The organism is Fusicatenibacter saccharivorans (genome assembly GCF_015557635.1).
In the GTDB taxonomy this organism is placed as follows: domain Bacteria; phylum Bacillota; class Clostridia; order Lachnospirales; family Lachnospiraceae; genus Fusicatenibacter; species Fusicatenibacter saccharivorans.
The window spans coordinates 150,124-163,486 of sequence record NZ_JADNOP010000003.1; the positions used below are offsets into that span (position 1 = coordinate 150,124).

Annotated in this window: 9 protein-coding genes; all 9 read left to right on the forward strand. The window is 49.5% G+C overall.

What is annotated here, in order from left to right; genetic code table 11:
- Positions 1-180: 180 nt before the first annotated feature.
- The 9 genes from I2G42_RS03865 to I2G42_RS03905 all read left to right on the forward strand — a co-directional run bounded on the left by I2G42_RS03865 (position 181) and on the right by I2G42_RS03905 (position 13,336).
- Entirely contained in the window at positions 181-1,920 is a 1,740-nt protein-coding gene (locus tag I2G42_RS03865; protein WP_055227587.1) for an FMN-binding protein, read from the forward strand.
- Positions 1,921-2,131: 211 nt separating this feature from the next.
- Positions 2,132-3,508, forward strand: coding sequence for a PhoH family protein (locus tag I2G42_RS03870; protein ID WP_055227585.1), 1,377 nt, complete (start codon positions 2,132-2,134; stop codon positions 3,506-3,508).
- Between the two features lie 24 nt (positions 3,509-3,532).
- Entirely contained in the window at positions 3,533-4,189 is a 657-nt protein-coding gene (locus tag I2G42_RS03875; protein ID WP_055219435.1) for an HD domain-containing protein, read from the forward strand.
- 162 nt (positions 4,190-4,351) lie between these two features.
- The gene (gene ppk1, locus I2G42_RS03880; RefSeq protein WP_055219575.1) at positions 4,352-6,457 is read left to right on the forward strand and encodes a polyphosphate kinase 1; all 2,106 of its coding nucleotides are present in this window, start codon (positions 4,352-4,354) and stop codon (positions 6,455-6,457) included.
- A gap of 270 nt (positions 6,458-6,727) precedes the next feature.
- Positions 6,728-8,029: an MFS transporter gene (locus tag I2G42_RS03885; RefSeq protein ID WP_055227583.1), complete on the forward strand. Its 1,302-nt coding sequence runs from the start codon at positions 6,728-6,730 to the stop codon at positions 8,027-8,029.
- A 174-nt stretch (positions 8,030-8,203) separates the two neighbouring features.
- The gene (locus I2G42_RS03890) at positions 8,204-10,942 is read left to right on the forward strand and encodes a translation factor GTPase family protein (RefSeq protein ID WP_055227581.1); all 2,739 of its coding nucleotides are present in this window, start codon (positions 8,204-8,206) and stop codon (positions 10,940-10,942) included.
- 1 nt (position 10,943) lies between these two features.
- Positions 10,944-11,648, forward strand: coding sequence for an IspD/TarI family cytidylyltransferase (locus I2G42_RS03895; protein WP_055227579.1), 705 nt, complete (start codon positions 10,944-10,946; stop codon positions 11,646-11,648).
- Positions 11,645-12,658, forward strand: coding sequence for a galactitol-1-phosphate 5-dehydrogenase (locus tag I2G42_RS03900; RefSeq protein WP_055227577.1), 1,014 nt, complete (start codon positions 11,645-11,647; stop codon positions 12,656-12,658). The genes I2G42_RS03895 and I2G42_RS03900 overlap by 4 nt, the downstream gene beginning before the upstream one ends.
- 6 nt (positions 12,659-12,664) lie before the next feature.
- Positions 12,665-13,336 (forward strand): ribulose-phosphate 3-epimerase, encoded by a 672-nt coding sequence (locus I2G42_RS03905; RefSeq protein WP_022462993.1) that lies wholly within the window; start codon positions 12,665-12,667, stop codon positions 13,334-13,336.
- Positions 13,337-13,363: the final 27 nt, after the last annotated feature.

The window sequence follows — 13,363 nt, forward strand, 5'->3', positions numbered from 1 at the left end:
AATAAGAATTGTAAAAGGATAACAGCCATTGCAGAGAATAGAGATATTGTCTGCAATGGCTGTTTTTATAGAAACCGAATGAAAAATAAGTTGATTTGGAAAGTGGATTTTTATATAATGAGGAAATGGTGTCGGACCAATATTTTATGGAACGTTAAAAATAAGAAAAGAGGAACAAATTTGAAAAAACAAGACAAAAGAAACTGGCCGAAAGCAGCGATTCAGATTCTTTCTTTCCTGCTGCTCACGGGCCTGTTTGAGGCGCAGTTTTCTGCGGTTGGGACGATTGTTTCCGCAGTTTATCAGGGGACAGTTTCGTGGGAACGGATCAGGTATTCGGTATGGATGCTGCTGGCGACGGTTCCGGCGGTGATTATTGTGGGAAGGTTTTTCTGCGGATATTTCTGCAGCTTCGGGGCTGTGCAGGATTTTCTGTGGTTTGCAGGGAATAAGCTGAAATCGCAGTTTCGAAAAGCAGGTGCGAAAAACCTGCATTCAAATTCAAAGAAGAGTGGAAGAAATGTTCCAACAGGCTGGATCAAATATGGTGTACTACTGTTCTGGGCAGTCTTTGTATGGAGCGGTATGGTAAAATGGAACATCGCAGGGCCGTGGCAGGTGTTTGGGCAGTACAGTTCCATCGGACACTGGCCGGGCGTGAAGCCTCTGTTTTCAATTGGCGGGGCGCTGCTTCTGGTGATTTTCGTTGGATCTGTTTTGATCCAGCGCTTTTTCTGCCGGTATCTCTGTCCCATGGGAGCCATCTACAGCCTGATTTCCAGATGTGCTCTGTTAAAAATTGTAAAACCGTGGAGCAAATGCGGAAACTGCCGTCTCTGTACTGCAAAATGTACCATGGGAATTGATCTGGCAGAGAAAAAGCAGACGGCAGGCGGCGCGTGTATTGGATGCGGAGTATGTGTAAACGGATGTCCGAAGAATAATGCACACTGGAAGTACCGATACAGCGTGTGGATCGGTGTCGGGGTGACCTGCCTTACGATTGCAGCATCGCAGTTTCTGATTCGGAGCGAGAGCAGTTCCATTGGTAAGACAGCAGGTGATGCGGCTGTTGATACGGCAGAACAGAACCCGAGCAGCAGATTCCGGGACGGCACCTATTCTGGAAGCGGAGAAGGCTATCGCGGAACTGTGACCGTTTCCGTGAAAGTAGAACAGGGAGCCATAACCGGACTGACGATAGAAAACGCCGAGGATGATCAGACATATCTGGACAGAGCCAAGTCAGGAATCTTTTCAGAAATTCTGGAAAAACAGAGTGCAGAGGAGATCGATACCGTTTCCGGTGCCACCTACAGCAGCAAAGGGTTGATTGAGGCCGCTCAAAATGCGTTAAAAGAAGCCGACCAGGAAAAAACGGATGAACCAGACGAAAATACGGCGTCCATATCAGCTGCGGGAGACGAGAATTCCAAGAATGAAACACAGGAAAATACAGCATCTGAATCGACGGATACAACGGAAGAAAAACAGGCATTCCTGGACGCCGGCCGTTTCCATGACCTGAAAGACGGCATCTACACGGGTACCGCCGATGCCTTCCGCGGGGATGTCGAAGTGCAGGTAACGGTAGAAAACCAGAAAGTGACCGACATCTCCATCCTTTCCTACTGCGACACCGAGGAATACTTTTTCCGTGCAGCGCCGTACGTGATTGAACAGATGAAAGAAGAACAAAGTCTCAACATCGACGCCTTGAGCGGCGCCACCTACAGCAGCAACGGCATCATCCACGCCACTGCCAATGCCCTCGAAATTCCGGAGGACGAATATGCACCGCGCCCCGGCCGTGATCTGAAAAATAAACAGAAAGACCATGGTCACATTGTACAGCATACCATCGAGAACCGGGAGCAGTATGAAGAAAAAGTAAAAGAATACGAAGACGTACAGAATTAAAAAAATCTCAGAATAAGCACTGCAAATACATCCATCTGTATTTGCAGTGCTTTTCTGCTGTAACAGAACCCCGTCTGACTGCATCAGAAATATAAAAAATTTTACAATCATTTGATATAGACCTTATCGGAACAGGATAGCAGTTAAAATACAAATGTGCTACGATCGTGATTGTAGTAAAAAAGACAGAAAAAAAGGAGTGCTCGAGTGTATGATAAAAACCTATGTAATAGATACAAATGTATTGATTCAGGCACCGTATGCCTTGGAATGCTTCGATGATAACCGTCTGGTACTGCCGCTGGTAGTGCTGGAAGAACTGGATGGACTGAAAAAGGCAGAAGGAGAGCGGGGTGCGAATGCAAGAAAAGCAATTCGGAACCTGGAAAGATACAGACAGTGCGGCGATTTATTACAGGGGGTAGAACTGCCAGGGGGAGGCAGTCTGCGGATTGAAAAAAATTTTGTGCAGGTAGAACTGCCGCAGGATCTTCCGGAAGATAAGGCAGATAACAGAATTCTGAAAGTATGCAAAGGACTTGCCGATGCAGATAAAAATGATCAGATTATACTGGTCAGCAAAGATATTGTATTAAGACTGAAGGCGCAGATTCTGGGAATTCCGGCGGAAGATTTTGAAAAAGAGCGGATCTCTGATAACGATGCACAATATACCGGGCGGATAGAAGTTTACATTCCGGAAGATAAGGTGAAGGAATTTAAGAAAAAAGGAATTTGTTTGGCGGATGCTTACCAGAGCGACCCGGAAGGAAAACAGATCAGCCCGGAATTTCATGAAAATGAATTTGTTATCCTGAAACCGGATCAGTCTGTAAAGAAAACTCTGCTGGGGCGGGTGTCTGGCGGAAAAATTGTTCCGCTGGTTTATAAAAAGAGCAAACCATACGGCGTATCGCCGAGAAATGTCGGGCAGTATTTTATGCAGGAAGCACTTATGACAAGTGCAGAAGAAGCACCGCTTGTTATTCTGAAAGGAATGGCAGGAACCGCAAAAACATTTTATTCGCTCGCGGTCGGAATGGAAAAAGTCTATAATAATCCAACAGGAGAGTACCGCCGTGTGATTGTCTGCAGACCGAATGCGCAGTTTGATGATGATATTGGTTTTCTGCCGGGCGATGAAAAAGAAAAAATTGCACCGCTGATGCGGCCGGTGATTGATAATCTGGAGCAGATTCTGGATTCGGATGAGAAGAGAAGATATGAGGATGAAGAGGAACTGGGGGATAAAATCACGGAGATTTTCGAACGGGGAATCATTCAGACAGAAGCGATGAATTTTATCCGCGGACGATCGATAGCAAGGACATATCTGATAATCGATGAAGCACAGAACATGACACCCAATCAGGTGAAGGGAATCATCACAAGAGCGGGACAGGGAACGAAAATTATTCTGCTTGGCGATCCGCAGCAGATTGATAAACCGTTTCTCGATGAGCGAACGAATGGCCTGAGCTATGCGGCAAAACATATGATAGACAGCTCTCTCTGCTGGCAGATTACCTTGTCTGCAGAAGAGTGTGAACGGTCTGCGCTTGCAATGGATGCAGTCAAAAGACTGTAGCCTGAAAAAGAGGAGAACGAACGATTGACATACAAGGAAATTATAAAAAACAAAGAAATTAACGCATATCTGAAAAAAGGAAACGAAAACCTGGGACAGCTGGGATATACGGATCATTCGCAGAAACACTGTATGCAGGTTGCCCATCAGGGAGGAAAAATTCTGAAAAAGCTGGGTTATTCGGAACATGAGATTGAACTCGCTCAAATTGCAGGTTATATGCATGATATTGGAAATGTGATTAACAGATCACATCATGCAGAGTACGGTGCACTTCTTGCAAATGAACTTTTAAAAGAAACGGATATGACGTTGGAAGACAGAGTAACCATCGTTTCTGCAATTGGAAACCACGATGAATCAACGGGAAGTCCGGAGGATGTGATCTCAGCCGCCTTGATCATCGCAGATAAAACAGATGTCAGAAGAAGCCGTGTAAGACAAAAGGAACAATCTGCTTTCGATATTCATGACAGAGTAAATTATGCGGTTACAGATTCCAAGCTGAAAGTGGATGAGAAAAAATCAGAGATCGCATTGAATCTCCAGATTGATGAAAAAATCTGTTCGATGTATGACTATTTTGAGATCTTTCTCGGAAGAATGATGCTGTGCAGAAAATCGGCAGAAATACTGGGAACTACGTTTAAACTGACGGTCAATGGACGAAAAGTTTTGTAAAAAGAACAAAAATGGCTTTACATGGATTTTACAGAAACAAAACAATAGCAGGATAGATGAAAAAATTTTCTTATTATATGATAACCATCAGGGCTTTTACAGCAAGTGAAAAGAAAAGCGGAATCTTTGAAAGAACGCGCAGAAGAAGGAGAATTAAAATACATGAAAAAGCAGCAGTTAAAATCAGAACCCTATATGATGAACCGTGAATTATCCTGGCTGAAATTCAATGAGAGAGTCTTAAACGAAGCCGGAAACCCGGCCGTCCCGCTTGCCGAGCGTCTGACGTTTGCTTCGATCTACCAGTCAAACCTGGATGAGTTCTACCGTGTCCGGGTCGGCACATTGATGGATCAGATGGAATCAAAAGAAGTGGTCCGGGAAAATAAAACGAATATGACGAGTGAACAGCAGGTAAAAGCGATTCTGCAGGAGACAAGAGACCTGGATCAGAAAAAAGCGGCGATCTATGAGCAGCTGATGGGAGAATTGGAGCCGAAGGGAATCCGCCTCATCAACTTCAATAAGCTGTCCGCTGAAGAGGGAAAACTGCTGGAAACGTATTTTGATAATGAGATCGCGCCGTATCTGTCTGCCAACATTGTGAGCAAACAGCAGCCGTTCCCGTTCCTGAAAAACAAAGATATCTATGCGGTCGCACTCCTTGAGACGAAGGGCGGAAAGACCCGTGCTGCGATCATCCCATGCAGCAACAACGTATTCCGCCGTCTGATCGACATCCCGACCAGAAAGGGAACCTTTATGCTCTCCGAGGAGCTGATTCTGCACTTCCTTCCGAAGATGTTCAAAAATTATGTTGTAAAAGAAAAATCCCTGATCCGTGTAACGCGGAATGCCGATATCGATACCGAGACGATTTACGATGAGGATCTGGATTATCGTGATGCAATGGAAAACCTGATCAAACAGAGAAAACGTATGAGCCCGGTCCGCATGGAGATGTCCCGTGAGCTGAACAAGAAGCTGACTTCATCGCTCTGTAAGGAAATCAAGGTGGACAAAGACCATGTATTCCTGTCCAGAGTGCCGCTGGATCTGTCATTTGTCTTTGCACTGCAGGGATATCTGCGCAGTCTGGAGCAGAACGGAACGGCCGACACTAAGCAACTGTTCTATCAGCGCCGCGCCCCGCGTATGACACCGCAGTTGGATTCGAAAGCGCCGCTGATTCCGCAGGTTATGAAAAAAGATGTTCTGCTTTCCTATCCATTTGAGAGCATCAAACCGTTTATCAGCCTGCTCGACGAGGCGGCAAAAGATGAGAGCGTTGTTTCGATTAAGATGACACTGTACCGCCTGGCTGACAAGAGCCAGATTGTTGATGCACTGGTCGAAGCAGCAGAGAATGGAAAAGAGGTTGTTGTCCTTGTTGAGCTGCGCGCCCGCTTCGATGAGGAGAGCAATATCGAGTATTCCCGTATCCTGGAGGAGGCCGGCTGCCGCGTGATTTACGGCCTGAACGGCTTTAAAGTCCACTCCAAGCTGTGCCTGATTTCCAGAAAAACAGAGGACGGCGTATCGTATGTGACCCAGATCGGAACCGGAAACTATAACGAAAAAACATCCGCACTCTACACCGACCTGTCTCTGATCACCGGAAACCAGGCGATCGGAAAAGAGGCGGCAGAGGTGTTTGCAGCGCTCTTAAAGGGCGAGACCGTGGAAAAGACAGACCTTCTTCTGGTTGCACCGAAATGTCTGCAGAACCGGGTGCTTGAGATGATAGATGAAGAAATTGCGCATGCAAAACAGGGTGAGGAGAGTTATATCGGCATTAAGATCAACTCCCTGACAGACAAAGCCATCATCACCAAGCTGGTGGAGGCTTCCCAGGCGGGCGTGAAGATCGAAATGATTGTCCGCGGTATCTGCTGTCTGATTCCGGGAATCGAGGGATACACGGAAAATATCAAGGTTGTCAGCATTGTCGGCCGCTTCCTTGAGCATTCCAGAATTTACCGTTTTGGAACGAAAGAGCGCGAGAAGGTCTATCTTGCATCCGCCGATTTCATGACAAGAAATACCATCCGCCGTGTTGAGGTTGCCGCTCCGGTTCTGGATGATACCTTAAAAGAGCGCCTGGACTGGATGTTCGAGACGATGATGAAGGACAACGAAAAGGGAAAATGTCTGAATGCCAGCGGAAAATATGTGGACCGGGAATCGAACGGTACGAAACTCAATTCGCAGGAGCTGTTTTACGCGATGGCGTACAGCAATGCAGAGAAAGCGCAGACAAAAGCATAAAAACAGACAGGGATTTTATTTTGCAAAATGGTAAAACCGGAGAACAGCCAGGCAGAAAAGCGGGCGCTCTCCGGTTTTTCATCGGCGCTTGGATGGGAAAAAATCCCGCAGTTGTAAAAAATACTTTGAATATCAAGAAATCTATGCTACACTGATACTATACGGCACTGGATGGAATTTTGCTTCTTTTTTACAAAAAGAGGCTATCGGATTTGATCTGTGTCTGCTAGAATTGCCATATTGTCAAAAAAGAGAAAGCGGGGATGTAGTATGGGTGGATTGTTTCGTGCACTCAACAGGACGAAAGTGTTCCGGAATCTGACGGAACAGGAGTTTGCATGGGTATTGTATGATGTGGGAAATTCGGCGTTTATTATGATCGCCTGTTCCCTGATTCCGATCTGGTTCAAGAGTCTGGCGATCGGTACGGAGCCGGGGAAGATCAGTTCGGATCAGGCGACGGCGTATTATTCGATTGCGATCGCGATCGTGACAGTCGTCGTAGCGCTGATCGGTCCGGTCTGCGGCGTGCTGGCGGATCATAAGGACAAGAAAAAGATCTTCTTCACCACGACGGCCGGCCTTGGCATCGCGGGCTGTGTGCTGAATGGTTTTGCGACGAGCTGGGTGCTGTTTCTTGTCATCTATATTCTGACGAGAATCTGCTACAACGCATCGCTGACCATTTATGATTCGATGCTGAACGACGTAACGACCGAGGAGCGCATGGACGAGGTTTCCTCCTATGGCTATGCGTGGGGTTACTTAGGATCCTGCATTCCGTTTCTGGTTGCACTGATCGCCTACGTGCTGGGACCGGACATGGTTGGTGTGCTGCCGGATTCTGTTTCAAAAATCATCGGTTTTGGCGTGACGGCACTCTGGTGGCTGATTGTAACGCTGCCGCTGCTGAAAGGATACAAGCAGAAAAATTACGTCGAGACGAAAGCGGTAACTGTCGGCCAGACGTTTGGAAAAATTTTCGGAACGCTGAAGAAAATGGCCGTTTCCGACCGGAAAGTTTTTTTCTTCCTGATCGGATTTTTCCTCTATATTGACGGCGTCGGAACCATCATCGACAACTGCATCAACATCGGAACCGACCTCAACCTGAACACCGTCGGCCAGGTCATTTTCCTTCTGGCTACACAGGTTGTGGCTTTCGGCGGATCGCTGTTTTTCGCGAAGCTGTCTCGGAAGAAAGATACCGTATCACTGATCCTGATCTGCATCGCCGGTTATTTCTGCATCTGTCTCTATGCACTGACGCTGCGGACGCTCGTGCATTTTGCGATTCTGGCGTTCGGCGTTGGATGCTTCCAGGGATCGATTCAGTCGCTGTCACGGTCGTATTATTCGAAGATCATTCCGGCTGAGAACTCCGGGGAATATTTCGGCATCTACGATATTTTTGCCAAAGGTGCATCGTTCCTCGGTTCTGCGGTTATTGCAGCTGTAAAACTGGCAGGCGGAACGATCAACGTGGCGGTTGCATGTCTGGCGATTTTCTTTGCACTGGGATTTGTTTTCCTGAAAATTGCAGACCGGCAGCCGATGGCTGGGGAGAGATAAAACAGAACATAGCATAAAAATCTCAAAGCAGGAGAGAAACCCGCTTTGAGATTTTTTGCGTTTCACTCCGGGGTTCCGCAATGAGAGGTTTTGTGGTACAATAAGCAGTGAGTTGGGCCGCAGGGGATGAGGGGGCCTGAAAAAATATAAATCATACAGACAGGATGAAACAAAATGAAAAAAACCAAAAAACTGGCGGTCGGTATTCTGGCGCATGTCGATGCGGGAAAGACGACGCTGGCAGAGGGAATTTTATATAAAACAGGCCAGATCCGGAAAGTCGGAAGAGTGGATCACAAGGACGCCTTTCTGGACACGGAGGAATTGGAAAAAGCAAGGGGTATCACGATCTTTTCCAAACAGGCCGTGCTGAAGCTGAACGAGACGGAGGTCACACTCCTTGACACGCCGGGCCATGTGGATTTCTCGGCGGAGATGGAGCGCACTTTACAGGTCATGGACTATGCGGTTCTTCTGATCAGCGGTGCGGACGGCGTGCAGGGTCATGTGGAAACCCTGTGGCGGCTGCTCGCACGGTATGAGATCCCGGTCTTTCTCTTTATCAACAAGATGGATCAGCCGGGCACGGATGCGGAAAAACTGCTGGAAGAACTGCAGAGCCGTCTCTCAGAGCACTGCCTGAATTTCTCGCAGGATCTCCAGAACGCAGAATTGCTGGAAGAACTCGCCATGTGTGATGAGAACGTGCTGGAGCAGTATCTGGAAACGGGAAGCGTGGAAGAAGACCAGATCCGCACGATGATCGCAGAGCGGAAGGTTTTTCCGTGCTGCTTTGGCTCTGCACTCAAGATGGAGGGCGTGACGGAATTTCTGAAAATTCTGGACCGGTTTACAAAAACGCCGGAGTACGGCGGGGATTTTGGCGCGCGCGTTTTTAAGATTTCAAGGGACACGGCAGGAAACCGTCTGACGCATCTGAAAATCACGGGCGGCGTGCTGAAGGTAAAGCAGATGCTCGGCGAAGAAAAGGCAGACCAGATCCGCATTTATTCCGGTGCGGGCTATACGATGGTACAGGAAGCACCGGCGGGGACGATCTGTGCCGTAACGGGGCTGAACAGCACCTTCTCCGGTCAGGGCATCGGCAACGAAACCGAGGCGGAAAAACCGGTGCTGGAGCCGGTGCTGACGTACCGCATCGAGCTTCCGCCGGACTGCGATGTCCATCAGATGCTTGGAAAACTGCGCCAGTTAGAAGAAGAAATCCCGGAGCTCCACATTGTCTGGAATGAGCGCCTCGCGGAAATCCATGCGCAGGTCATGGGTGAGGTGCAGATCGAGATCTTAAAGAGTCTGATCCACGAGCGTTTCGGCGAATGGGTGGAATTCGGAGCCGGAAATATTGTATACAAAGAGACGATCCGCAGTACCGTGGAGGGTGTCGGCCATTTCGAGCCGCTGCGCCATTATGCAGAAGTTCATTTGCTGCTGGAGCCGGCAGAACCGGGCAGCGGACTGCAGATTGGAACCGTCTGCAGCGAGGACACCCTGGACCGCAACTGGCAGCGTCTGATCCTCACACATCTGCTGGAGCGGAAGCATCCCGGCGTGCTGACCGGGTCGGAGATTACCGATATGAAAATCACGCTGGTCAAGGGCCGTGCGCACATTAAGCACACCGAGGGCGGCGACTTCCGCCAGGCGACGTACCGTGCGGTGCGGCAGGGACTGAAAAAAGCAGAATCCGTTCTGCTGGAGCCGGTCTATGCGTTCCGTCTGGAAATTCCATCGGAATCGACGGGACGGGCGCTGAACGATATCCAGCGGATGTACGGCAGCTTTAAACCGCCGGAAATGGAAGGCGATATGACAGTGATCACCGGAACCGCACCGGTTGTGACGATGCGGGATTATCAGAAAGAAGTGACTGCTTACAGCCGGGGACGCGGAAGAGTGTTCTGTACCTTAAAAGGATATGAGCCGTGTCACAACGCGGAGGAAGTGATTGCCTCCATCGGCTACGATTCCGAGGCGGATGTGGAAAATCCGACGGGTTCTGTGTTCTGTGCCCACGGGGCAGGCTTTGTCGTTCCATGGAATGAAGTGGAAGACCATATGCATCTGGAATACACGCTGGAAAATCCGGAAGAAGAAAGCGATTCAGCCGAATCTGCGGCAGACCGGAGCGGCGGAGCATCCTCTGTGCAGAAAGCAAAAAAAGCATCTGACCGCGTGCCGATGGCAGCTTCCCTGCAGGAGGCAAAGGAGCTGGAAGAAATCTTTACGAGGACATACGGCAAAGTGGAGCGGAAGCGCGCCGGTTTTGAGCGGCGGACACGTCCGGTCACCTCGTCATCCGGCATCGGGGATCCCAAATATGCAAAATCAAACCGCCCGAAGGAGCCGCAGGAGGAATATCTGCTGGTGGACGGCTACAACATTATTTTTGCATGGGATGATTTAAATGAGCTGGCGAAGTATAATATTGAGAGCGCCAGAGGAAAGCTGATGGACATCCTGTCAAATTATCAGGGATATAAAAAAATGACGCTGATTCTTGTCTTTGATGCCTACAAAGTAAAAGGCAACCAGGGTGAGGTCGGCATGTACCATAATATTCATGTCGTTTATACGAAAGAGGCGGAGACGGCTGACCAGTACATCGAGAAAACGGTTCACAGGATCGGCCACAACGGCAACGTAACGGTGGCTTCCTCGGACGGTCTCGAGCAGATCATCATTATGGGAGCGGGCGCGCATCGTCTCTCCGCACGGGATCTGCGCACCGAGATTGAACATACAAACGGCCAGATCCGGGAAAACTATCTGGAGAAAGAACAGAAAACGAAGTCGTACCTGCTGGAGAACGCCTCCGGAGAACTGGGAGACTTTTTAAAAGAGCTGGAAGAAGAGCGAAAAAAAGAGAGTAAAAAGAGCAAAGGAAAGGCTTAAGATGAATTACGCAATCATACTATCGGGGGGAATCGGAACGAGAATGCAGATGGGGGGTTTTCCGAAGCAGTATTTGGAAGTGGAAAAGAAACCGATTCTGCTGTATACGCTGGAGCAGTTTCAGAAAAGCAGTGCCGTTGAGAAAATCGTCATCGTGGCGGCAGATGCCTGGAGAGAGAATATCCGCGGATGGATGGAAGAAGACGGGATTACGAAATTTCTCGCCTTTGCGGATGCCGGGGATACGCGGCAGGAATCCATTCATAATGGCCTTACCGTCTGCATGGAGGATTCCGTATCGGAGAACGACGGTGTGATCATCCACGACAGCGTGCGGCCTCTGGTGAGCGAACAGCTGATTGGCGACTGCCTTGCGGCGCTTGCCGATCATGAGGGCTGTATGCCGGTGCTGCCGATGAAGGACACGATCTATCAGAGCAGCGACGGAACAAAAATTGACCATCTGCTGGAGCGCAGCACGCTGTTTGCCGGTCAGGCGCCGGAAGCCTTCCGGCTGCATCCGTACGCGAAGATCAACCGGGAAGCATCGAAAGAGGAGCTGTCCCTCACAAGGGGAACGAGTGAAATTGCCTACCGCCATGGAATGGATGTGGCGATGATCCCAGGGGATGAGCGGAACTTTAAGATTACAACAAGGAGCGACCTGGAGCGTTTCTGTACGATTGTGGAAGGAGAAACGAAATGAGAGCATACGAGCTGCATGGAGTCAATGATTTAAGAAGGGAAGACATCGAAAAACCGGAAATCCCATCCGGCTGGGTTCTGGTGCAGGTAAAGGCATCAGGAATCTGCAGCTCCGATATTCCGCGGATTTTCACAAACGGAACATACCATTTTCCAACGATTCCGGGTCACGAGTTTTCAGGCGTGGTTGCCGCATACGGCGAGGGTGTGCCGGAAGAGCGAGTTGGAAAACGGGTCGGCATTTTCCCGCTGATCCCATGCCGCACCTGCCCGCAGTGCCGGCAGAAAAAATATGAGATGTGCGAACACTACGATTACCTCGGCTCGCGCCGGGACGGCGGCTTTGCGGAATACGTGGCCGTGCCGGACTGGAACCTGCTGGAGCTGCCGGAAAACGTCAGCTTCCGCGAGGCAGCAATGCTGGAGCCGCTCTCTGTGGCGCTTCATGCGGTGAAACGAAGCGGTGTGAAGCCGGGCGATACCGCAGCAGTGATCGGAACGGGCATGATCGGTTTTGCAGCGGCAGCGTGGGCGAAAGCGCTCGGCGCCGAAACCGTTTTTGTGATTGGACGGGGCGAAGCAAAACGTGCGATCGCAGAACAGATCCCGGGCATCTCATATGTGACGGAAGAGGAGAGTAAAGCGATTCAGGCGGATGTTGTAGTAGAAGCGGTCGGAACGCCGCAGGCCGTTTCCAGTGCAGTTCTTCTTGCGAGACCGGGCGGAAGCATCGTGCTGATGGGAAATCCATCGGGCGATCTTGCGATGGAAAAGAACGTGTACTGGCGCATACTGCGCAAACAGCTGAACCTGATGGGAACGTGGAATTCTTCTTATGAAAAAGATGAAGCCTGCGACTGGACGGAGGTACTCGATGCGCTTTCGAAGAAGAAAATCCCGGCACAGGCGCTGATCACGCACTGTTTCCCGTCCGAAAAGCTGATGGACGGACTGGAACTGATGAAAAATCATAAAGAGCCATACTGCAAAGTAATGGTTTCATGGGAGTAGAAAAATATGAGAAAAAGTCAGATATCGGCATCCATGATGTGCTCAAACCTTGTGGATCTGCAGGCGACGATCGATGTATTTGAAAAAGAAAAAGTCGAATATCTCCATATCGATGTGATGGACGGCGAGTTCGTTCCGAACTTCGGCCTTGGCGTCGACTACATCCGCGGACTGCGGGAACTGACGAGTATTCCGCTTGATCTTCATCTGATGATTAAAGACCCGGAGTACAAGCTGCCGTGGATCGGCATTCACAAAGAGGACATCGTGACGATTCATTATGAGAGCACTTTCCAGGTGCAGCGCGCGCTCGATTACCTCGTGCCGTACGGCTGCAAGCGGTTCCTCGCGATCAACCCGGCGACACCGATCGGGCAGATCGAGGAAGTGCTTGATTATATCGACGGCGTCAATCTTCTGATGGTGAATCCGGGCTTTGCCGGGCAGAAAATTGTGCCGAGTACGCTGCGCAAGGCGGAAAAGCTGCAGAAATTTCTGCAGGAGATGCACCGGGAGGACATCATTTTAGAAGTGGACGGAAACATTACGAAGGAGCACGGCGCGACGCTGCGTTCCTGTGGAGCCAGCATTTTTGTGGCGGGAACTTCGAGCATTTTCTGCACCGATGTATCGCACTTCGGAGAAAAAATCCGGGAATTCCGGAAAGCAGTGGAATAAGAAAAAGAACTGCCTTCCCGGGATGCA

Bases quoted from the DNA above. Each gene is read 5' to 3' on its own strand.
- I2G42_RS03885 (WP_055227583.1), top strand. From the start codon at position 6,728: ATGGGTGGATTGTTTCGTGCACTCAACAGGACGAAAGTGTTCCGGAAT.
- I2G42_RS03890 (WP_055227581.1), top strand. From the start codon at position 8,204: ATGAAAAAAACCAAAAAACTGGCGGTCGGTATTCTGGCGCATGTCGAT.
- I2G42_RS03900 (WP_055227577.1), top strand. From the start codon at position 11,645: ATGAGAGCATACGAGCTGCATGGAGTCAATGATTTAAGAAGGGAAGAC.
- I2G42_RS03895 (WP_055227579.1), top strand. From the start codon at position 10,944: ATGAATTACGCAATCATACTATCGGGGGGAATCGGAACGAGAATGCAG.
- ppk1 (WP_055219575.1), top strand. From the start codon at position 4,352: ATGAAAAAGCAGCAGTTAAAATCAGAACCCTATATGATGAACCGTGAA.
- I2G42_RS03870 (WP_055227585.1), top strand. From the start codon at position 2,132: ATGATAAAAACCTATGTAATAGATACAAATGTATTGATTCAGGCACCG.
- I2G42_RS03905 (WP_022462993.1), top strand. From the start codon at position 12,665: ATGAGAAAAAGTCAGATATCGGCATCCATGATGTGCTCAAACCTTGTG.